At 33.7% G+C, this 22,286-nt stretch carries 22 protein-coding genes and 1 pseudogene; 11 read left to right on the forward strand and 12 right to left on the reverse strand.

Annotation, left to right across the window (positions count from 1 at the left end; all coding sequences use genetic code 11):
• The first annotated feature begins 38 nt into the window (after positions 1–38).
• Together P5P89_RS18290 and P5P89_RS18295 are read left to right on the forward strand one after the other, a co-directional pair.
• Positions 39–851 (forward strand): oxidoreductase, encoded by an 813-nt coding sequence (locus P5P89_RS18290; protein ID WP_278009602.1) that lies wholly within the window; start codon positions 39–41, stop codon positions 849–851.
• Positions 852–855: 4 nt separating this feature from the next.
• Entirely contained in the window at positions 856–1,425 is a 570-nt protein-coding gene (locus tag P5P89_RS18295) for a Crp/Fnr family transcriptional regulator (RefSeq protein ID WP_278009603.1), read from the forward strand.
• Positions 1,426–1,459: 34 nt separating this feature from the next.
• Here the strand turns inward: P5P89_RS18295 and P5P89_RS18300 are convergent, their stop codons facing one another.
• Complete coding sequence (locus P5P89_RS18300) at positions 1,460–1,819, reverse strand: winged helix-turn-helix transcriptional regulator (RefSeq protein WP_278009604.1); 360 nt, start codon at positions 1,817–1,819, stop codon at positions 1,460–1,462.
• A 125-nt stretch (positions 1,820–1,944) separates the two neighbouring features.
• Here P5P89_RS18300 and P5P89_RS18305 point away from each other — a divergent pair, with 125 nt between their 5' ends.
• From P5P89_RS18305 to P5P89_RS18320, 4 genes are all read left to right on the forward strand, one after another.
• Entirely contained in the window at positions 1,945–2,739 is a 795-nt protein-coding gene (locus P5P89_RS18305) for an SDR family oxidoreductase (protein ID WP_278009605.1), read from the forward strand.
• A gap of 19 nt (positions 2,740–2,758) precedes the next feature.
• On the forward strand, positions 2,759–3,073 hold the full coding sequence (locus P5P89_RS18310; RefSeq protein WP_278009606.1) for a nuclear transport factor 2 family protein: 315 nt from the start codon (positions 2,759–2,761) through the stop codon (positions 3,071–3,073).
• Positions 3,074–3,253: 180 nt separating this feature from the next.
• Positions 3,254–4,174, forward strand: a complete 921-nt coding sequence (locus tag P5P89_RS18315) for a hypothetical protein (protein WP_278009607.1) — start codon at positions 3,254–3,256, stop codon at positions 4,172–4,174.
• Between the two features lie 54 nt (positions 4,175–4,228).
• Entirely contained in the window at positions 4,229–4,705 is a 477-nt protein-coding gene (locus P5P89_RS18320) for a DinB family protein (protein WP_278009608.1), read from the forward strand.
• An 86-nt stretch (positions 4,706–4,791) separates the two neighbouring features.
• On the opposite strand, the gene P5P89_RS18325 is transcribed toward P5P89_RS18320, so the two are convergent.
• Complete coding sequence (locus tag P5P89_RS18325; protein ID WP_278009609.1) at positions 4,792–5,103, reverse strand: winged helix-turn-helix transcriptional regulator; 312 nt, start codon at positions 5,101–5,103, stop codon at positions 4,792–4,794.
• 150 nt (positions 5,104–5,253) lie between these two features.
• Between P5P89_RS18325 and P5P89_RS18330 the strand changes: the two genes are divergently transcribed.
• On the forward strand, positions 5,254–6,210 hold the full coding sequence (locus P5P89_RS18330) for a ClpXP adapter SpxH family protein (RefSeq protein WP_278009610.1): 957 nt from the start codon (positions 5,254–5,256) through the stop codon (positions 6,208–6,210).
• A gap of 359 nt (positions 6,211–6,569) precedes the next feature.
• Here the strand turns inward: P5P89_RS18330 and P5P89_RS18335 are convergent, their stop codons facing one another.
• Positions 6,570–8,078: a PAS domain-containing sensor histidine kinase gene (locus tag P5P89_RS18335; RefSeq protein ID WP_278009611.1), complete on the reverse strand. Its 1,509-nt coding sequence runs from the start codon at positions 8,076–8,078 to the stop codon at positions 6,570–6,572.
• Between the two features lie 395 nt (positions 8,079–8,473).
• Here P5P89_RS18335 and P5P89_RS18340 point away from each other — a divergent pair, with 395 nt between their 5' ends.
• From P5P89_RS18340 to P5P89_RS18350, 3 genes are read left to right on the forward strand one after another with little or no spacing between them, the layout of a single operon-like run.
• Positions 8,474–8,794 (forward strand): heme oxygenase-like domain-containing protein, encoded by a 321-nt coding sequence (locus P5P89_RS18340; RefSeq protein WP_278009612.1) that lies wholly within the window; start codon positions 8,474–8,476, stop codon positions 8,792–8,794.
• 23 nt (positions 8,795–8,817) lie between these two features.
• Positions 8,818–9,069 (forward strand): biliverdin-producing heme oxygenase, encoded by a 252-nt coding sequence (locus tag P5P89_RS18345; RefSeq protein ID WP_278009613.1) that lies wholly within the window; start codon positions 8,818–8,820, stop codon positions 9,067–9,069.
• A 2-nt stretch (positions 9,070–9,071) separates the two neighbouring features.
• A complete protein-coding gene (locus P5P89_RS18350; protein ID WP_278009614.1) occupies positions 9,072–11,342 on the forward strand; it encodes an ATP-binding protein in 2,271 nt (756 codons plus the stop codon).
• 20 nt (positions 11,343–11,362) lie between these two features.
• Here the strand turns inward: P5P89_RS18350 and P5P89_RS18355 are convergent, their stop codons facing one another.
• The 4 genes and pseudogenes from P5P89_RS18355 to P5P89_RS18370 form a co-directional block, all read right to left on the reverse strand.
• Positions 11,363–11,986: a DNA-3-methyladenine glycosylase gene (locus P5P89_RS18355; RefSeq protein ID WP_278009615.1), complete on the reverse strand. Its 624-nt coding sequence runs from the start codon at positions 11,984–11,986 to the stop codon at positions 11,363–11,365.
• Positions 11,987–12,009: 23 nt separating this feature from the next.
• Positions 12,010–14,840: pseudogene (gene uvrA / locus P5P89_RS18360) on the reverse strand (excinuclease ABC subunit UvrA).
• 123 nt (positions 14,841–14,963) lie between these two features.
• Positions 14,964–16,748 (reverse strand): chloride channel protein, encoded by a 1,785-nt coding sequence (locus P5P89_RS18365; protein ID WP_278009616.1) that lies wholly within the window; start codon positions 16,746–16,748, stop codon positions 14,964–14,966.
• A 75-nt stretch (positions 16,749–16,823) separates the two neighbouring features.
• Complete coding sequence (locus P5P89_RS18370; protein WP_278009617.1) at positions 16,824–17,408, reverse strand: acyl carrier protein phosphodiesterase; 585 nt, start codon at positions 17,406–17,408, stop codon at positions 16,824–16,826.
• Positions 17,409–17,615: 207 nt separating this feature from the next.
• Between P5P89_RS18370 and glmM the strand changes: the two genes are divergently transcribed.
• Positions 17,616–19,004, forward strand: coding sequence for a phosphoglucosamine mutase (gene glmM / locus P5P89_RS18375; protein ID WP_278009618.1), 1,389 nt, complete (start codon positions 17,616–17,618; stop codon positions 19,002–19,004).
• Positions 19,005–19,088: 84 nt separating this feature from the next.
• Here the strand turns inward: glmM and P5P89_RS18380 are convergent, their stop codons facing one another.
• The 5 genes from P5P89_RS18380 to P5P89_RS18400 are packed head-to-tail and all read right to left on the reverse strand — an operon-like array spanning position 19,089 to position 22,285.
• Positions 19,089–19,868 carry a superoxide dismutase gene (locus P5P89_RS18380; RefSeq protein ID WP_278009619.1) on the reverse strand — a complete coding sequence of 260 codons (780 nt, stop codon included), beginning with the start codon at positions 19,866–19,868 and terminating at the stop codon, positions 19,089–19,091.
• A 7-nt stretch (positions 19,869–19,875) separates the two neighbouring features.
• Positions 19,876–20,145, reverse strand: coding sequence for an acyl-CoA-binding protein (locus tag P5P89_RS18385; RefSeq protein ID WP_278009620.1), 270 nt, complete (start codon positions 20,143–20,145; stop codon positions 19,876–19,878).
• A complete protein-coding gene (locus P5P89_RS18390; protein ID WP_278009621.1) occupies positions 20,145–20,798 on the reverse strand; it encodes a phosphatidylserine decarboxylase family protein in 654 nt (217 codons plus the stop codon). The genes P5P89_RS18385 and P5P89_RS18390 overlap by 1 nt, the downstream gene beginning before the upstream one ends.
• The gene (locus P5P89_RS18395; RefSeq protein WP_278009622.1) at positions 20,788–21,678 is read right to left on the reverse strand and encodes a phosphatidate cytidylyltransferase; all 891 of its coding nucleotides are present in this window, start codon (positions 21,676–21,678) and stop codon (positions 20,788–20,790) included. The genes P5P89_RS18390 and P5P89_RS18395 overlap by 11 nt, the downstream gene beginning before the upstream one ends.
• A gap of 1 nt (position 21,679) precedes the next feature.
• A complete protein-coding gene (locus P5P89_RS18400; protein ID WP_278009623.1) occupies positions 21,680–22,285 on the reverse strand; it encodes a lactate utilization protein B/C in 606 nt (201 codons plus the stop codon).
• Position 22,286 lies beyond the last annotated feature (1 nt).

Raw genomic sequence — 22,286 nt, forward strand, 5'->3', positions numbered from 1 at the left:
AGCCAACTTTGCTCATTAATAATTTAAAAAAAGATATAATGGCAAAGACAGTTTTAGTAACAGGTGCTTCGGCAGGTATTGGAAAAGCAACAGCAATTTATTTGGCACAAAACGGCTACAACGTTTATGGCGCAGCACGCAGAACAGAGAAGATGCAAGATTTAAAAACACACGGTATAAAACCAATTTATTTGGATGTTACCAAAGAAGAAAGCCTTGTTGCCTGTGTTGAACAAATTTTGAAAGAAGCAGGAAGCATTGACATTTTAGTCAACAATGCAGGTTCAGGATATTACGGCGCGTTGGAAGATATGCCAATTTCTGATGCAAAATATCAGTTGGAAGTAAACGTTTTTGGGGTGGCACGTTTGATACAATTGGTATTGCCTGCTATGCGAAAAAATGGCTATGGTAAAATTATAAATATTTCATCGGTTGGCGGTAAAGTGACGCTGCCAATGGGAGTATGGTATCATGCAAGTAAATTTGCTATTGAAGGATTGAGTGACGCACTTCGCAAAGAAGTAAAGCCGTTCGGAATTGACGTAATTGTGATTGAGCCGGGTGGCACAAAATCAGAAATGACAGGGGTTGGAACAGAATATATGTCAAGAGTTTCAGGCAATACCGAATACAGTTCTTTGGCAAAAAGCGTAATCAATATGTATGCAGCAGTAGAGAAAAATGCTGCAGATCCAATTGTTATTGCTAAACTGATCAGAGAAGGCATTGAAGCAAATCACCCGAAAACAAGATATGTTGGGGCTTCGGGAGCCAAAATGATGTTGTTTTTCAGAAAAATTCTGTCCGATAAAATGTTTGACAAAATGATAATGAGCCAAATGAAATAAAACTATGGAAACACTTATCAATTATTTATTGCAATTCGGAAATTTGAACAAGCAGCAAATAGACTTTGTTACAAGTATGTCAACAGAATTAATACTTCGAAAAGAAGACTATTTTTCAGAAGCTGGCAAAATTGCAAAACAGGTTGGATTCGTTTTGGAAGGTATTCTCCGGGTTTGCTATTACAATAACAATGGCGAAGAGATTACCACATATTTTATAGACGAAAACAATTTTGTTGTGGATCTGGACAGTTTTGATAACCAAATTCCATCTTCAGGATATGTGCAGGCTATTATGGATTGCAAACTAATTGTGTTTTCTAAACAAAATTGGGAAGAAATCGCAAATACTATTGTGGGTTGGGAAAGTATTGTAAACAAAATCGTCAAAAAATCATTAATACAAAAGATAGAGAGAAGAAGTCCCTTGGTTTCGGAAGATGCTACAACCCGCTACCTGGCTTTTATGGAAAAATATCCGCAGCTTGTCAATCGTATTCCGCTGTTTTATTTGGCTTCCTACCTGGGAGTTACACAATCTTCGTTGAGCAGGATTAGGAAAAATATCCGTTAATTTACTGTCGTAGTTTTTTAGCAGACACATTACTTTAGGACTTCAAACGTCTTAAAATAACTGTACGTAAATGCTCTTCATTTTTGTCACCCCAGTTTCCCAACACAGAAATTACAGGGATTAGCGTTTTGCCAAATTCAGTTAAACTATACTCTACTTTTGGCGGTACAACGGGATAGATTTTTTTTGTAATCAATTCGTGGTCTTCCAGTTCCTTTAGCTGAATATTGAGGACACGTCTTGTTGCATCAGGAATTTTTCGCTGTAGTTCACTCGGACGTTTATGTCCTTCGTTGATAAACCACAACAAACGAATTTTCCACTTGCCGTACAGTACTTCGCCAATCAAATCCAAACCACAATTTAGCTTCGGTAAAATCTTTCTTTCATACATAAGACAAAATTAAATCAATGTTCCAAATTGTGCAATAGGGGAAAAATTTATCCCTATCTGAATCGTAATTCCGTACTTGTGAGAAGCGTACATAAGTCTCAACTTTGCCTAAAATAATTTAGCAAATGGAACAACAATTTAATTTCAACAATGAGTTATCAGGCAGGATTGCCTTAGTAACAGGAGGTACAAAAGGAGCAGGAAGAGCAATTGCAGAAAGGCTTTTACAAGCTGGAGCAACAGTTGTCATTATTGCAAGAAACGCACCCGAAAAAGAAAACACAAACCTGCATTTCATTGCTTCCGATTTAAGTAAGGCAGAAGATGCAAAAAGAGTAGTAAGCGAAGTGCTGTCGACTTATGGAAAACTAGACATTCTTATAAACAACCTTGGTTCTTCAGTAACTGCTGCCGGAGGTTTTGCTGTATTAACGGATGAAGACTGGGAATCAACCTTGCAGGCTAATTTGCTTGCTCCTGTACGACTGGACAGAGGATTTTTACCACAAATGATTGACCGAAAAAGTGGTGTTATCATTCACATTGCTTCTATTCAGGGTAAACTACCACTTTACGATTCTACATTGCCGTATGCTGCTTCAAAAGCAGCATTAATCAACTACAGTAAAAGTTTATCTAACGAAGTAACTCCAAAAGGAGTTCGTGTGCTCACTGTTTCGCCGGGATGGATTAATACGACAGCATCAAAAGCATGGCTGGGTGAAATTGCAAGAAATGCGAATAGTACGGTAGAAGAAGCGCAACAAAGTGTAATGGATGCATTGGGCGGAATTCCTTTTGGAAGGCCTGCTGAATCTGAAGAGGTAGCAGAACTCGTAGGTTTTTTGGTTTCACCAAGAGCAAATTATTTAACAGGGACCAATTTTGTAATAGATGGCGGAACAGTGCCAACAATTTAATAATTTTAAAATATAAATTATGGACTTACCAAAAGTAGTAGCAGAATTAGTAAAAACACAAAACAGTTTTGACAGTGTTGCATATGCCAAATGTTTTAAAGAAACAGCCGTAGTTTTTGACGAGGGCAAAACGCATAACGGGAGAAAAGAAATAGAAAACTGGATAGAAAAGGCAAATAAAAAATATCAGGCAACAATGAAACCCCTTGAATATTCAGAAATTGAGCAGACATTAAAAACCGAGGTTTCAGGGAATTTTCCCGGAAGTCCGATTACAATGACTTATTATTATGAATTCGAAGATGGATTGATTCAATCGTTAAAAATCGTATAAAACTAATATAGAATTCTCTAAAGAAGTATTAGGAAAGCAGGGCTGAAGTGCAAACTTCGGCTTTTGTGTTTCTATTAAACTTTTGTACATTTATCGGACTGAAGCTTTTTGATTTACTTTTGCCGAGAAAGTTAACCGTTATTAAAGGCCGAATCATGCAATGAACTTTTAATGAAGATAATGAATACACAAAATACACAATTCACAAAAACAGAAGACAACAATAATCTATGGTTGTCTAAAAAAAATAATCAGGAGTTTAATTTTACGGATTATGGCATAGTACCTACCGTTCTCAATAGTGAAGCTGAGGTTGGTCAGGCAATGTTAAATGAGCTTTACAGCACGGCAGCATCAAAAGAAGGTGATATTAATATAGCCCTTTTGGGTGGGAGAGGAGCTCAGGAGTTACATCGTTTGCTTGGTGAGTTAGCTAAAACAACAGAGCAGGATCAGCTGCTCGCCAGGCTGAATGTCTTTACGCAGGATGCACTTGCACCTTTGAGTATGAATAATGGTTTTAGTTTTGTCAGGGATTTTGAACGTATTTTAGGTGATGCTTTTTTCAAAAAAATAAAAAGCTTTACACCAATGCAAACAAATACAAAAGATTTAGAGTCCGCACTCATAAATTATTTGAATAAATTAGAAGAATTAGGTGGGTTGGATATATTTTTTATTGGGCATGGTCCTGAAGAAAATAAGGCCTCACACCTTGCTTATATTAAACCTTTCTCCGGAGCGCAGAGTCATCATATTGCAGGGATAATTCCGATATCCAGTAGCATTTTGGAGCACCACATTAGCAAGTTCAAAGCCGGAGGAAGCCCCGTAAATGAAAGTGATGAAAAAGAATGCAGGTCTGCTGAGTATATTCTCACTTTAGGGCCGGCTACGATATTACAAGCCAAAAAGATCGTTCAGTCTGTAGTAGATGCTGATTCTGCTCCTGCTAAAGTTCAGACGTATGCAAAAGTGCTTAATACAGCCCTGAGTTTAGATAAAGATGAAGCTTTGCAGCAACTAAATACAAATCCTGGTTTATGGATAAGATTACATCCCAATACAAAGTCTTTTGTGCTGCCAAATTTAGAACTGTAATATAATAGAGATATTACAGGAAATGAATAGACTAAATGCAAAATCAATAATGAAATGGCATCAATTTTAAAATATACCGAAGAACAATACAAACTGGTAAAAGGTTCAAGAAAAGTTTTGTTTGATTATTGCAGGACAATTTCTCCTGAGGATTTTATTAACCAAAACACTTCTTTCGGGCGTGGGGGGAGTATGAGAAATCTCTTAGTCCATATTTCCAATACATACGAATATTGGATTGCTAATCTTGCATTGAAAAGTGATATTGTTTATTCTAAGTATGAGGAAAATACAAGTATATCTGATGTTATAAAATTATTCGATCAGGTAGATGATTTTATGAATATCTTCATTGCTAATATTGAAAGCTTTACTGATATACAGTATGAAATTCAAAATATAAAAAGTACTGCAACAGCCTTAAAATTATTTACACACGTTATTACACACGAGTACCATCACAAAGGTCAAATATTGTCAATTAGCAGACATTTAAATTACGTTCCGGTTGATACAGATATTATGAGATAGTGCAGCCACTCATAATCTTACCGTTTTCAAACGAGATAAAGGACAATAGAAGTTTAATCATTTATTCATTAGAAGTTGATGCGTCTCTACGATAAAAACTCCAATTGTTTAAAAACCGGAATTAAAGACTTTCCTTTTTCAGTCAGATAATATTCAATATGCAGGGGTTTTTGTTTTATAACAACTTTTTCCAGCAATCCGATTTCTTCAAGTTCTTTTAATGCAGCAGAAAGGGATTGTTTGTTTGTACCCTTGATTTCACGCAACAAACTGCTGAAACGCAAAGGCGACTCAACTGCCAGACGAAAAATCTCGGGTTTCCATTTACCCGAAAGCAACTTCAAAAGCCCTTGTGCAGGACAAGTTTCAGTATCACTAGTCATTTTTTTAGTAGTCATAAATTTTTGACTTATTGCATGTGAATTTTATATAAAGCAATTTTACACAAAAATAGAGATTAATTATAGCACAGGAAATAAAAAATAGTGTTGCCACATAGGCAGATTCCTAACATGAACCCAATTAATAAAATTTTAATAATCTTAATCATGCTTGGCAGCCAATACAGCCAGGCTCAGACTACTAATAAAATGGAAGAAAAAAACAATCCGCTTTTATGTGACCCTGTAGAAGGAATATGTGGAATACCAGATAGCGCAACAAATTCAAAAGTTACGGTGCAAAAAACAGAAAAACCTATCAGGGTTGTATATTTTACAGATCCGATCTGCTCTTCTTGTTGGGGAATAGAGCCTCAATTACGAAAACTGAAACTGGAATACGGAGACAGCATAGAATTTGAATATCGAATGGGCGGTCTATTGCCAGATTGGAGTTACAACAGTGGAGGCATCAGCAAACCATCTGACGTGGCACATCATTGGGACGAAGTAAGTATTTATTATGATATGCCAATTGATGGTGATGTTTGGCTGGAAGATCCTTTACATTCTTCTTACCCGCCATCCATTGCTTTTAAAGCTGCACAATTGCAGGATAATGAAAAATCAATTTTGTTTTTGCGGTTTTTAAGAGAAATGGTCTTTTTAGAGAAAAAGAACATTACAAAAATGGAGCATTTGATAGCAGCTGCGAAAAAAGCAGGACTTGATGCAGAAAAGTTACAAGCAGACTTTGAGGGAAAAGCAAAAATAGCCTTTGAAGAAGACTTAAAACAGGCAAAGAAATTTGGAGTAAGAGGCTTCCCCACAATATTCTTTTTTGATAAATCAGGAAATAATGAAACTGTTTACGGCACGAAACCCTACTCAGTTTATGAGGCAGCTGTTTTAAACCTGAATTCTAAAGTAAAGAAAAATGAATATGTAAAAAGTTGGCAATCCCTTTTTGAAAAATATGATTCGCTTACCGCAAAAGAGTTTTCAGAGTTATCAGAAAGCCAACGAGACGAAAGCGAAAAACTGTTAAATGAACTCTGGGATCAGGGTATATTAGAAAAACGTACCACGAAAAATGGTTCTTTGTGGCAAAGAAAAGCACATTAAAAAACTAATTCCAATTCATTTGTCAACATCCAATAGCTATTCGCAAACAGCTAAAGGAATTTATCACCGGAATTGTAAAATACATTTGTTCTTCCTTCTTATATGCTTTTAAACGCTGCATTGTTTTATGATCAGCCTAAATACAGAATTTATCTAAAGGGGAATAATTTATTGGATCTAACAATATTGGAATGCAACAGGAATGCCACAAAAGCCTGTAAATGTATTAGCAGGTATAACGTTTAATTTTAATATCATCTTAATAAGTCAAAAAAGCGGTAGTAAATATTTTTTGCCGCTGTTTTTTAGTTACAATGAACTTTTACTGGTTTCCAAATAAAAAAGAAGAGAAGTTCTTTTTATATCGATTCTTCAGTTTGTTTTATAGGAAGTGTTACTATAAATTCAGCTCCGTTATCTTTTTCTCCTTTTGCGGTAATAAATCCATTGTGCCTTTTTGCTATTTTTCTGCAAAGTGAAAGACCAAGGCCATTCCCTTCATATTGATCTTTAGAATGCAGTCTTTCAAAAGCATTAAATATTCTTTCTGTAAAAGCTGCTTCCAGTCCTATACCATTATCTTTAATCGAAATCTGTAGCATTTCATTTCCGTTTACATGTATATGTTTACTAGTTATAATGATGGTAGTTGGCGTATCATTTTTAGAAAATTTAAGGGCATTTTGTATCAGGTTATAAAAAAGCTGATTAATCAGAATTGGTGCTCCTTGTATAAATGAAAGATTTGAACTGGTTACAGTAGCCTGCTTTTCTTTTATAATAAGTTCCAGATCGGTCTTGATGTTTTCTATAACATCATTCAGATCAATATCCTCAATCGGCTGTTTATTTTTATCTAATGTAGAGTAATCCAGAATGCCTTCAATTATGTTTTGCATTCTCTGGGCCGACTGATCAATTTTATTAAGATACTTTATTGAATTCTCATTAAAATGCGAATTTTTTTCATTTCGTACAAAGCTATTGAAGATTTTAATTTTTCTAACAGGTTCTCTTAAATCATGACTAACCACATTAGCAAAATGTAAAAGATCATCATTAGATCGTTTTAGCTGTTCGGTATTTTCGGCTACCTGTTTTTTTAATTCTTCCTGAAATTCCTTATGCTCATTAATGTCCTGAATAGTTCCGATTATAGTGATAGATTCGCCATTTTCGTTTTTGATTATTTTTCCGTTGACTTTAACCCATTTTGAGGTATGATCATCATTTAGTATCCTTGCTTCATATGATATTATTCCGGTTTTTTCCGCTTCCTTATAGGCTTTTTCCCGAATTGGCAAGTCGTCAGGATGTAGTTTTGTAATCAATTCAGTTCTTGAAAGTGTTGCGTCAATACCTGTTATATAATTAAAATTACCACAGGTTTTGATTTCTTTTGTTGCCAAATCTATTTCATAAGTTCCCATCCCAGATGAATCAATAGCAATTCGAAGCCGCTCTTCTGCACTTTGTACCTGCTGTTTTGTTATGTAAAGATCGGTTACATCAACACCAGTATTCATAACTCCATAAATTTTTTCTTCTTCATCAAAAAGCGGGATATAACTGTAATTAAAATAATGTGATTTTGCTATTCCATTGATTATCAAGTCAACTTTTTTATTTTTTCCATGAAAAGCAATTCCTGTTTTAAGGACATTAGTTACCTGATGAAACAGATCCTGATCTTTAACTTCGGGCAGAACTTCCAGATATTTTTTTCCAATTATTTCGCTGCCTTTTCCCCACGCATCTATCATAGCAGTATTTGCTAATTCTATAATAAGCTCTTCTCCAGTATAAACGGCTATTGGCAAAGGTGTATTATCTACGATGTCCTTTAAGATTCTTATGTTTGGATACATAGTTTATTAATTTTATTACAAAATTATCTTTTTAGTAAATCAACATTGTTACATCAAATTTCATAAAGTATTCAAAATTACAATGTAAGAATGTAATTTAATGTTTAATTGTTTGCTTTGTTTAATTTTTATTAAAATTTATAAAACAGTTATTTTAATATGGAACTGATTTTATTTTATAATACTTACTAAAATAAACAATTACTCAAATCTTAAAATTTATTTTGTTTAAAAGAATATTTTGAAAATTAAACAAAATAATCGCAAGTTTTATTGAATATTTGTCAAAAAAATAATGTTTTTATTGTGAAAATATATGTTTTGATATAATGTTTTTTTCTACATTTGCTAATAAGAGATAGCACAACATTTAAAAAAGCAATTTTTCCAAAATAATGAGTATAAATTTAGCTCCTGTATCATCAAATTTTCTTGTTGATTTAAAAACAAAAACTGCCAATTCTCATAAAAAATTAGAATGCCTGCCGGTTTCAGCTTCAATCATATCCTCTGATATGAAATTGTCTGATTATATTCATTATTTATGCTTAATGCATGATGTTCACAAAGAGATAGAGAGTGTTGTTTTTCCGCTACTTTCTGATATTATAGATGATATTGAACTAAGAAAAAAACACACCTTATCGAAGATGATCTATTTTATCTTAATCGTAATAAAACTATTGCAACCAGAGTTTTTAATGTTAAAGAAATAAACATTCCTTTTGCTTTAGGCATATTGTATGTTATTGAGGGGTCTACTCTTGGAGGCAGATATATTTTAAAAAATATTACTACAATTGCAGGGCTTGATAAAGGGCAGGGCGTATCTTATTTTAACGGATATGGGGAAAAAACAGGAAATTATTGGAAATCTTTTCTTATTTTTCTGGAAGAATATGAGCAAAGTTATAATTGCGGTAATACTATTATTGAGGGAGCTATATATGCTTTTGATAGTATCCATAAGCATTTTGAAGGCATAAAATAAGAATGAAGATTAAAGATATAGTTAATCGTGATGTTGTCACCTTAACAAATTGTGAGCATGAACCTATACATATACCAGGCAAAATACAGCCACATGGCTTTTTAATTGGTCTTACTTCCGAAAGAAAAATTGATTATTGTACAAACAATATTTCTTCATTTATTGGTATTTCATATACCGAAGTAATTGGAAAGAATTTAATTGATGTTTTTGGTACAAAAGCTGAAAACCAAATCTTTGAATACATAAATGATACAATTCAGAATGTTTTTCCTCTTGAAATAGACCTGCTTGGTAAATTATTTCAGGTAAGTATTCATAGAAGCTTTGATATTTATGTGTTAGAGGCAGAGCCCTTGTTTCCAGGAAAGGAAGAACTTGCAGATGTCTATACCCAGACAATTCAGTTTGTTACCCAGATGAACAATACCAGATCACTAAAAGATTTGTGTGCGCTTGTCGCTCAGGGAACCCGTGAAATAACAGGATATGACCGTGTAATGATTTATCGATTTGATAAACAATATAACGGAGAAGTATTCGCTGAAAGCTGCAGGGAAGATTTGGAGTCGTTTTTAGGGTTGCACTATCCCCATACAGATATTCCGGCGCAGGCAAGGGAATTGTATATTAAAAATCAGCTTAGACTGATAGTTGATATGGATTATGAGGCAGTTCCAATCTTTACAATTGACGATCGGGAAAATAAAAATCTGGATTTAAGCCTTTCGATACTTAGGAGTACCTCACCAATCCATGTTGAATATCTTAAGAATATGGGGGTTTACGCAACACTGACAATTTCTCTTATTCATCATGGTCGTTTATGGGGACTTATTGCCTGCCATCATTATGCTCCAAAGAACATTTCTCCACATATCAGACTTGCAGCGAAGCTACAGGGGCAGTTTATTACTTCTCAGATTGATATTAGGCAATCAAATGATGAAAATATAAATGCGCAAAATACAGCTTTGGCATTGGAGCAGTTGACAGGTCTGGATCTTCCGCTTTTGCAGGAATCGATTGAAAAAATAATTAATGCTCCTCAATTGCTCAATATTTGTAATGCATCAGGAGTTTCAATTATAACGAGAGGTAAAATATATAAAAATGGCCTAACGCCATCAGATAAACAGGTTAAGAAGTTAATAACGCTAATTAACGCTCAGGTTCCGGAAAAAGTATTTATAACAAATAAGCTCAGTGATTATTTTCCGGAGTTTGGATCATTTTCTGACTTTGCGGGTATTATTTATCATTCTCTTGGAAGTGATGATTATGTAATTTGGTTCAGGCCAGAAACAATATCAGAAATTAACTGGGGTGGTGATCCGGAAAAAGCGATAATAAAAGATGATAATGGTCTTCATCCAAGGAACTCATTTAATATTTGGAAACAGATTATAAAAAACCAAAGCAGTGCCTGGAAAGAATATGAGATAAACGGAGCATTGCAATATGCACACGTACTTCATAATCAGTTGATGATGGTTATTTTAAGTGAGGAAGAAGAGAAATATCGTACTCAGAGTGAAATATTGAAGGAAACAAATTCAGAACTAGAAAATCTTAACTGGATCAGTACACATGATCTACAGGAGCCATTACGTAAAATTCAGTTGTTTACTTCTAAAATGTTGGCAGAACCTGATGTTATACAATCAGAATCAGTTTCAAGCTCATTACACCGTGTGTCTAAGTCAGCTAGCAGAATGAGAACTTTGCTTGATGATATTCTTAAATTTTCAAGAATTAAGTATACCAGAGAGGCTTTACAGGAAATCGATTTGAATCATATCTTAGAAGCAACAATGGAAGAAATGAAAGAAGTTATTTCTGAAAACAATGCTGTAATTGAATATGAAAACCTACCTGAAGTACATGGTGTTAATTTTTTATTGCGACAATTGTTTTCAAATATATTGCAGAATTCTTTAAAATTTGCATCTTCTGAGAGAACACCTAATATTAAAATTACCGCTTCCTCCGAACCTGAATTAGTAGCCTATTCGAATAAAATTTATTGTAATTGGGTTCGTTTTTCAGATAATGGAATTGGTTTTGAACAGCGCTATTCAGAAACAATTTTTAAGGTTTTCGGAAGATTACACAATCAGGAAAAATATACGGGATCAGGGGTTGGACTTGCATTGTGTAAAAAAATTATGCAAACGCTGGGAGGAACTATATATGCAGAAGGAAGGCCAGGAGAAGGTACTGATATAACTATCTTTTTTCCCTGTGACCCTTTGGATACACTTTTAGATTAAGTGGAAATTGATTTTATATTTTATATTTTATTGGGTTTGCTTACATATTTATTGTTTTTAATAAAAAAGCGCCATGGCAAAAGTGCATCTTCCTTCGCGTATGCTACGCCAATTCGTGATGTTGAGGCAACCTGGTCAGCTTGATATTGAGTTCCATGATCTTCAATCCATATTTCTTCTCCTGTCAAATCTTTTTCATTAAAAGATTTATCAATTCCGAGTGCTTTAGCAGCAGATCCGGGGCCTGATGAAATAGAAGGATTTGTAACTGATATTTTACGTCTTGATTCTATTATTTCTTTTCCTATCAATGGTTCAATACCCCTTATTAATATTGCATGTGGCTCGCCTTCTACAGAACTCACAATATTAAAAAGATAATGAATTCCATAACATAAATAAACATATGAAACACCTCCTTCAGAATACATCGTTTCGTTTCGGTTAGTACGCCTTCCTCCGTAAGCGTGAGAGGCCTTGTCAGTTAGACCATAATAGGCTTCAGTTTCTACAATTATATCAGCTGTTACTTGTCCATTTATTTGAGTAAAAAGCACTTTTCCTAAAAGATCTTTTGCTAGATAAAGAACATCCCGATTTTGATAATAAGAATATTGTAATTTGATATGATCTTTCCTGAGCATATGTAGACATAATTTGTATGGAATTAAATCAGCTCTTTTTTCAAAAACTTAGCCGTATAGCTTTTTTTATTCTGGGCAACTTCTTCCGGAGTTCCTTTTGCAACCAATTGGCCGCCGCCTTTTCCCCTTCCGGACCAATATCAATAATATAATCGGCTAGTTTTATAACGTCCATATTATGTTCTATTACTAATATAGTATTTCCTTTATCAACCAGTTTGTTTATTACTTCCATTAAAACTCGGATGTCTTCAAAATGGAGCCCTGTTGTGGGTTCATCCAGAATATAAAATGTATTTCCGGTGTCTTTTTTTGATAATTCTCCGGCTAATTTAATACGCTGTGCTTCACCACCTGATAGTGTGGTGCTTTGCTGGCCAAGTGTAATGTATCCTAAACCAACATCCTGAATTGTTTTTACTTTTCTATAGATCTTTGGAATATTTTCAAAAAAAGGAACGGCTTCATCAACTGTCATATCCAAAACATCCGAAATTGATTTTCCTTTGTATCGAATTTCTAAGGTTTCTCTGTTGAAACGTTTTCCCTGACAGGTTTCGCATTCTACATAAACATCCGGAAGAAAATTCATTTCGATTGTTCTCACACCTGAGCCTTCACAAGTTTCACAACGACCTCCTTTTACGTTAAAACTAAAGCGTCCGGCTTTATATCCGCGGATCATGCTTTCAGAAGTCATAGTAAATAAGTTTCGGATTTCTGTAAAAACTTCTGTATAAGTTGCCGGATTTGAACGTGGTGTACGTCCAATCGGACTTTGGTCAATATCAATTACTTTGTCTATATGCTCTAAACCTTCAATCTTTTTATAAGGCTGAGGTTTTTTTACACCATTAAAATAATATGCATTCAGAATCGGATAAAGTGTTTCATTAATCAAAGTCGATTTACCGCTTCCAGAAACCCCTGTAACACAAATTAATTGTCCTAACGGAATTTCAATCGAAACATTTTTTAAATTATTACCTGTTGCTCCGGTCAGTTTAAGAAATTTGCCATTGCCTTTTCTACGTTCTTTAGGAATCTCCAGTTTCATTTTACCATTCAGATATTGGGCTGTAATGGTGTTTGAAGCCAATGTTTCTTTTGGTGTCCCGGTACTGATGATTTGCCCTCCGTATTTTCCTGCTTTAGGACCAATATCAATAACGTAATCTGCACTTTCAATCATGTCTTTATCGTGTTCTACCACAATAACTGAATTCCCAATGTCACGTAATTGTTCGAGGGACTGAATCAGTTTTTCGTTGTCTCTTTGATGTAATCCAATACTTGGCTCATCTAAAATATATAAAACCCCAACCAATTGCGAACCAATTTGTGTTGCAAGACGGATGCGCTGCGCTTCACCACCGGAAAGTGATTTTGAACTTCGGCTTAAAGCCAGATAATTCAAGCCTACATTCATCAAAAAGTTTAATCGGTCTTTAATTTCTTTTACAACTTCAGAAGCAATTAAAAGCTGCTTATCCGATAAATGATTATTTAAATCCAGAAACCACTCGGTTAAATCAGAAATATCCATTTCGCACAATTCGGTAATGTTTTTTCCATTTACCCTAAAAAACTGCGCTTCCTTTTTTAAACGCGAACCATCGCAAACCGGACAATTTATTTCGTCCATGAAATCTTTTGCCCAGCGTTTTATGCTTGTTGTAGAGCTTTCATCATATTGATTTTTAATGAAATTAGAAATTCCTTCAAAATCAATTTTATACTCTCTCGTAACGCCAAGATCTTTTGAGTTGATAGTAAATTTGTCTTTTCCACCATAAAGAATCATATTTAAAGCTTCTTCAGGAATTTTTTCAATTGGATCCGTGATTTTGAATCCAAATTTTTCTCCAATGGTTTCTAATTGTTTGAAAATCCAGGACGATTTATATTCACCAAGCGGAGCAAATCCACCAGCTTTTATCGATAATTTCGAATTCGGAATGATTTTTTTAGCATTGATTTCGTGTACCGTTCCCAACCCGTTACAATGTGGACATGCACCTTTTGGAGAGTTGAATGAAAATAAATTCGGTTCAGGGTTTTGATACGATATTCCGGTTGACGGGCACATCAAATTCCGACTGAAATAGCGTACTTCATTCGAATCCTGATCTAAAATCATCAATACATCTTCACCATGATGCATTGCCGTATTGATGCTTTCTGATAACCTTTTTTGTGTATCGGCATTATCTTCAATTACCATTCGATCAACAACAATTTCAATATCATGAGTTTTGTAACGGTCCAGTTTCATTCCGGCTACCAAATCCTGAACTTCACCATTTACACGAACTTTTAAAAATCCCTGTTTAGTGATTTGCTGAAATAACTCAGCGTAATGTCCTTTTCTGGCTTTAATGACCGGGGCGAGAATATTGATGCGTTTTCCGCTATAATCCTGAATAATCAAATCTTTAATTTGTTCATCAGAGTAGGAAACCATCTTTTCGCCTGTGTTATAACTGTATGCGTCAGCACCACGTGCATATAAAAGTCTAAGAAAATCATATATCTCAGTAATAGTTCCAACCGTAGAACGAGGACTTTTACTGGTTGTTTTTTGTTCAATCGCGATTACAGGAGAAAGTCCGTCGATTTTATCAACATCAGGACGTTCTAATCCTCCAAGGAATTGTCTGGCATACGCCGAAAAAGTTTCTATATACCGGCGTTGCCCTTCAGCATAAATAGTATCAAATGCCAGGGAAGATTTTCCTGAGCCTGAAAGTCCTGTAATAACTACAAGTTTTTCCCTCGGAATTGAAATATCAATATTTTTAAGATTATGAACTCTTGCACCAAGAACTTCAATAGTATTGTCTTTATCTAGCATAAATTTGAGCAAAACGCAAAGTTACCACTTTGATTTGTTCTTTTTAGGCTAAGCTGCAGAAGTTTATGTTAAAAATTGTAACAAAAAAACATATTCTGAACTAAACTATTCTAAATAGTAAAATTATTCAATAGTCATGGAACGCAGTTTCATTCTATAAGCTTCAAGCGCTATAGATTTAGAAATAAAGCCGTAATATTTATCATTTCGAATAACAGGAAGGAATGCTGATTTGGTCTTTTCAAACTTTGTCATTATAATTTCCATACTATCATAAGAGGAAATCGTTGCAGGAGGCATTTTCATTACATCTTTAATCAAAGTGTATTTTACGCGGTATGTGTTAAAAATAATTTCTCGGATATCGTTAAAATGTACGATACCAACAAGGTCTTTTTCATTAGTAACAACAGCAAAAACAACCTGATTGGAATGCGAAATAAGATCTACTAATTTATTTAAATTTTCATCTGGATGAACGGTCAGATAATCGGTCTGAATGATAGAATCGATATCCAGGGTAGATAAAATGTTTGAATCCTTATTACTGGTAAACGCATGTCCTTTTTTAGCAAGATTTTTTACATCAAGGGAATATTTTTCAAAGCGTTTCGAAATTGCAAAACTTATAGATGAGACAATCATTAACGGAATCATTAAGCCGTAGCCGCCGGTTATCTCAGCTATTAAGAATATCGAGGTTAGCGGTGCATGGAACAATCCGCTCAAAATACCTGCCATTCCTACCATCGTAAAATTGGTGATTGGTAATTTTGATAAGCCAATCATTGATATAAATTTTGAAAAGAAATAACCCAGATAAGAACCCAGAAATAAAGATGGGGCAAAATTACCTCCATTTCCGCCGCTTCCAATGGTAAGTCCGGAAGCAAAAACCTTGATCATCATCGTAGATCCAACAAATAGCAGCAAAATCCATTGATTATTTCTGAAATCTGCAAACAAGGTATTCTCTAATAGTTTTCCCGGATCAGTTTCAGATAAAGTCCTGATACTTTCATAACCCTCTCCAAAAAGGGTGGGAAAAACAAAGATAAGTAGTGCCAGAATTGATGATCCAAATAATGCCTTTTTGTAAGCATTCATTTTTAATTTCGAAAAATAATGCTCTACTTTTTGAAAATTTCGGGCATAATAAACCGCCATAAATCCGGTTAATATTCCTAAAAGCACATAAAAAGGGATGTTATGATAATCAAAAGCTTCCTGTTTTTTGAAGGATAAAAGGATGGATTCATCTAATACAATAGCAGATACTAAAGCTCCTGTAGCTGCCGAAATCATAATAGGCGTAAAGGCGGAAATGCTTACGTCTACTAATAAAACTTCTATGGCAAAAAGAACTCCTGCAATAGGTGCGTTAAAAGCTGCTGAAATTCCTGCTGCAACTCCGCAGCCAATAAGAAGCGTTCTGTCTTTATAGGCTAATTTATAGTTTTGAGCAAAGTTTGATCCGAATGCTGCCCCAGTAATCACAATTGGACTTTCAAGACCTGCTGAACCTCCTAAACCTACTGTTAAGGAGCTGGTTATAATTTGGGCATACATTTGTTTTTTAGGAATTATACCGGCTTTTTTTGCAACTGCGTATAAAATTTGGGAAGTTCCTTTTTCAATACTTCCGTTCAATATTCTGTTTACAACAAAAACAGTAAGCAAAATACCAATAATAGGTAATATCCCCGAGATAAAACTCCATTTTAAAATTCCGCTAATATAGGTCGCAAAAGAAAATACGCTATGGGCAAAAGTTTTTAAAATAATTACGGCTAACGAACATGAGATGCCAATCAATACACTTGATAGGAAAATAAACTGCTTTGGTGTCATTAATGACTGGGCTAAAGCAATAATACTTTCTAATTTTCTAAAATATTTTTTAAGCATTCTGTTTCGAAAAATTAAGGAGGTTACAAATTTAACTCTTAGAATTCAAATTCGTGTAAATTTTGAGTGTAAATCTTACAGCGAAAGTAACTTTTGTTTTGACTGGTATTGAATATCTTCAAAAAAAGTAGTGAATTCCTCTTCGAAATCGGTATAATATTGTTTTAATTCTTCGCTGGCAAACTGCATTTTGGATATGTTTTTAGACCTTCGGTTCATTTGAGTCAAAATTTGATGAATTCCTTCCACTGTACGGTAACTCAAAAGCCAGTTTCTTTGAATCATATAAGGCATCAAGTCCTGAGTTTTTTCGGTTAACATAGAATAATTATCATGTAATGAATTGTAAAAACGATTGATAAAATCTTCTAATTTCTCATCCGAATATTTTGTCCAGTTTTTAGCTAAAAAATGATCGTAAATAATATCTACAATTACTCCTGCGTAATGGTGGTATTTTTCGTGTAAACGTTTGGTGCTTTGCCTGAAAACATCATGCGAATCAGTATATGTATCAATAAAACGATGTAAAATAATTCCTTTTTGTACATCATCAGGAAAATGTTCAAATTGTTTTCCACGAATACCATCAGCCATAAAATTGCCAATTTTGATTAAATCGTTTTCGCCTGAAAGGTATATGTGGGCAAGAAAATTCATTTGTTTTTATGGTATTATTAATTGAAGGAATTTTTAGAAACCAGATCCTTAATGTAAATGTATAAAAAACTTTTTAAATCATTTTTGTTAAAAAAATAGTAGTATATCTCCTAATACTTAACGATTATTTTAAAATCTTAGTGTTTGAACATCTCAGTAACCCGACAACTTTTTTATATTTGTAACAAATAACTATAACTCACAAAAATGACTTTAATAAAATCGATTTCAGGAATAAGAGGAACAATCGGTGGTAAAGTAGGAGATAACCTGACTCCAGTCGACGCTGTAAAATTTGCATCAGCATACGGAACCTTTCTGAAAAATAATACTTCAAAAGAAAAACTCACTGTTGTAATTGGGCGTGATGCCAGAATTTCAGGTCCAATGATTCATAATCTTGTTGTAAATACGCTGATAGGTCTGGGAATCAATGTAATTGACCTTGGACTTTCGACAACACCAACTGTAGAAATCGCTGTACCATTGGAAAAAGCGGATGGAGGAATTATTCTAACAGCTTCACATAATCCTAAACAATGGAACGCATTAAAATTGCTTAATGAAAAAGGCGAATTTTTAAGTGGTGCTGAAGGTGCAAAAATCCTTGAAATTGCTGATGCTGAAGCTTTCAATTTTTCAGATGTCGATAATTTAGGGGAAATTACTGTAAATGATGCTTATATGGATATTCACATCGATGAAGTTTTAAACTTGCCATTAGTAGATGTTCAGTCAGTAAAAGAGGCAAAATTTAAAGTTGTTGTTGATGGTGTAAATTCTTCAGGAGGAATTATTATTCCAAAATTACTGGAATTAATGGGCGTTGAAGTTGTAAAATTATATTGCGAACCCAACGGACATTTTCCTCATAATCCTGAACCTTTGAAAGAGCATTTAACTGATATTTCTGAATTAGTTGTAAAGGAAAATGCTCATCTAGGTATTGTAGTAGATCCGGATGTTGACAGATTAGCTTTTATTAGTGAAGATGGAGAAATGTTTGGAGAAGAATATACTTTAGTAGCCTGTGCAGATTATGTTTTAAGCAAAACTCATGGAAATACAGTTTCGAATATGTCGTCTTCCCGTGCTTTGCGCGATGTAACAAAAGCACATAATGGAAATTATGAAGCTAGCGCAGTGGGTGAGGTGAATGTAGTAGAATTAATGAAAAAAAATAATGCTATAATTGGAGGAGAAGGTAATGGCGGGATTATTTATCCTGAATCACATTATGGAAGAGACAGTTTGGTTGGAGTAGCTTTATTTTTGACACATTTGGCAAATAAAAAAATGTCAGTTTCTGCGTTACGTGCTTCATATCCTGAATATTATATGAGCAAAAATAAAATAGAACTGACACCTCAAATCGATGTTGATGCAATTTTAGTTGCTATGACTGATAAATATAAAAACGAAGATATTTCAACTATTGACGGAGTAAAAATTGATTTCGCTGAAGAATGGGTTCATTTAAGAAAATCAAATACAGAGCCTATTATTCGTATTTATACAGAAGCAGCTTCTCAGGAAAAAGCCGATGTTTTAGCACTTCGAATAATTGATGAAATAAAAGCAATCGCAGGTATTTAAAATTAATTATAATAGGTATTGGATAAAACAAAAAAGTTTGATGAGATAATATCATCAAACTTTTTTGTTTTTTAAAAGGATTTTTTAATACTTTTTAACCTTGCTTAGAGCTGTTTTGTAATTTTCGTTTACCTTTTCCCAATTGATCAATTTGTAAAAAGCGTCGATGTAACTTCCTTTTCTGTTTTGATAATCAAGATAATATGCATGTTCCCATAAGTCAATTCCCATAATAGGTGTGCCTGGAATTAATGCATTTCTCATTAAAGGGTTATCCTGATTTTCAGTAGTTGTAATTTGTAATTTTCCTGCCTTATCAACAACCAGCCAAACCCATCCTGAACCAAATTGTTTAGTTGCTTCATTTTTAAATTGAGTGGTAAGGTTGTTAAATGATCCAAATTCCTTATTGATTGAGCCAGCCAAAGTATCTTTTGGAGTTTGCTCTTTTGGAGTCAGAATATCAAAATAAAGAGTATGATTGTAATAACCGCCTGCATTTTGACGAAGTTTGGCATTATTCATATCCATTTTTTTAAGGATATCTTCAATAGGCGCATTTTCAAATTCTGTTGAGGCAATTTCTTTATTTAGATTATTAGTATAGGATAAATAATGTTTAGAATAATGGGTTTCTAAAGTCAGAGATCTTATTGCTGGAGCTAAAGCATCATAGTTAAAAGGTAATTTTGTTAAAGCAAAAGAACCTTCATCAGCTTTTACATCTGCAGGAGTTCCAATTATGATTTTTTCTTCTTTTGTGGGTAAAGGAACTTCAACAACTTCAATCAACTTTTTATCATTACAGGAAAATAACATCAGTAATGAAGCTGTGAAAGTAAAACGAATCATGTTTTTTTTCATAATTTAATTATATTGATGTTAACGAATTGATTATTTCAATGTAATTCTCTTTTGCTTCTTCAATAGATATATGACTAATTTGCATCCATGCATTTGTTTTGAACGCGTCACGCAAGCCAAAATTTTCAGATTGATTGTACACGGCAGTTCCAAATGTAGCTTGTTTGTAATATGCATAAAGTCTTAACTGCACATCTTGTGGCAGTGAAGCCTGTGTCATCTTCATAGCTTTTTCTACAGCTTCAGAAAAACGAATATCTAAATCTTTTTTACTCATTAAGCTTTCGTAGCGATGATTGTTTTACCTCCAATTGCTTTTTGACCCAAAACTACATCAATTGGAGTACCTAAAGGTAAAAATAAATCTACTCTTGAACCAAATTTAATAAAGCCTGCATCAGTGCCCTGAATAACCTGAGTTCCTTCTTTAGCATAATTTACAATTCTTCGTGCCAATGCACCGGCAATTTGTCTGTAAAGTATTTGTCCAAATGTGTCGTTTTCTATTACAACAGTTGTTCTTTCATTTTCTTCACTTGCTTTTGGATGCCACGCAACTAAAAATTTCCCAGGATGATATTTACTAAATTTTATAATTCCGTCCATTGCATAACGAGTTACGTGCACATTAATAGGCGACATAAAAATAGAAACCTGTAAACGTTTGTCTTTAAAAAATTCACCTTCATAAACTTCTTCAATGACTACAACTTTTCCATCCACAGGAGCAAGGATATGATTACTGTTTCGAATTGCAATTCTTTTTGGGTTTCTGAAAAATTGCAGAATTATAATTAAAACTGCTAAAGCAAAAATTTGCACTAGTTTTTGTAGCCAGTAAATATCAATAAATTGGTCAGCTAATAAAACCACAATTACAGTAAAAACTACACCTAATAAAATGGACGGTCCTCCTTCTTTATGAAACATAATATAAAATTTGATAAAATAAAAATATAACTGGTGCTACAAATATAACACTATCTAATCGATCTAAAATGCCTCCATGTCCGGGCATGATGACACCACTGTCCTTTACAGCTGCTATTCTTTTAAATTTTGATTCGATCAAGTCACCAATTGTTCCAAAAATACTGGCAATTAAAGCAATAATCGTCCAGATCAAAATAGATCTGCTGCTGAATTCAGGATTGGGCTGAATGTAAAATTTTGAAATTAAAAAGCCTGCAAAAGCAGCAAAAACAACCCCGCCAAGAAATCCTTCTATCGTTTTTTTAGGCGAAATACGTTCAAATAATTTATGTTTTCCAATGGATTTTCCAACTAAATAAGCAAATGTATCATTTGTCCAGATCAAAATAAATAATCCAATAATTATTTTTGGATTATAATCATTAGTTCCAAAAGAAATTTTAATGATAAAAACAAATGGCAAGGTAATGTATCCAAGTAAATACAGGTATTTAGAAGAAGTACTTACTTTTTGTACATTGTCGTAGAATAAGAATAAAATACATTTTATAGCGATAACAATAGTAACAGCCAGAAGTATTAAATCAAGTTGTTGGGTATTGGTATCTAAATTTATGTCTAAATGAAACAAATCTTCTAAAAATAAAGCAGTTTGTTTATTGTAGTGACTTAATAGTATAATACCCGAGTATAATAAAATACTGAAAAGAATCGAAAAGACTTTATTGAGGTTAACCAAGTTGCTGAATTCATAAACAGTAATGAGTAGAAAAATGCCAAACAGAATAATAAAGCTTTCTGTAGAAAACAAAATAGAAGTTAGCAGTAAAGCAATATAAACAGCACCAGAAATGGTTCTCTTGAGTGTTTCATTCATCTTAAAGGTCCTCTAAGAGCAATAAGTATAAATTTTTTGCAACACTTCCGTATTGAGTAAAATCTTCTTCTTTTGCTTTTTCGAAATATTTTATTGTGGTAATATTCGTAGGGTAATCTCGTTCGTATTTTCTTTTTATAGCACTCAGACCATCACTTTTTATAGGTAATATTTGGCTTGTTGTTGCTATTATGACAATATTAGCTGGTAACTCGTTTGGCTTGTCTTGCCTAATTTGTTTTGACGAAAATAAAATTGAACCTTCATCAGCAATAAGATTTTCACATGAGGCCAATAGGAATTTTGGACTTTTAGGTGAAATATAGAGCAATTTGTTTTCTTCTAATAAATGAAAAAGAGCAGGTTCGTAACATAAAACCTCATTTTCAAACCAGTCATTCTCTTCTAAAATATTTTCAAATTGTTCCTCTACTTCCTGTTTGTTTTCGCAATATAAAAATTTACCTCCATTTTTTTTAAAATTAAAAATGAATTGTTCATCTATTGACAAATGACTGTTTGGAGTAGGATTATTTCCATATTCACTTTCATTTTCTTCATCAGATGAAGTATTGGCAGAACCAAATATTTTTTTGAAAAAACTCATT

Origin of the sequence: Flavobacterium gyeonganense, assembly GCF_029625295.1 — a bacterium.
In the GTDB taxonomy this organism is placed as follows: Bacteria; Bacteroidota; Bacteroidia; order Flavobacteriales; family Flavobacteriaceae; genus Flavobacterium; species Flavobacterium gyeonganense.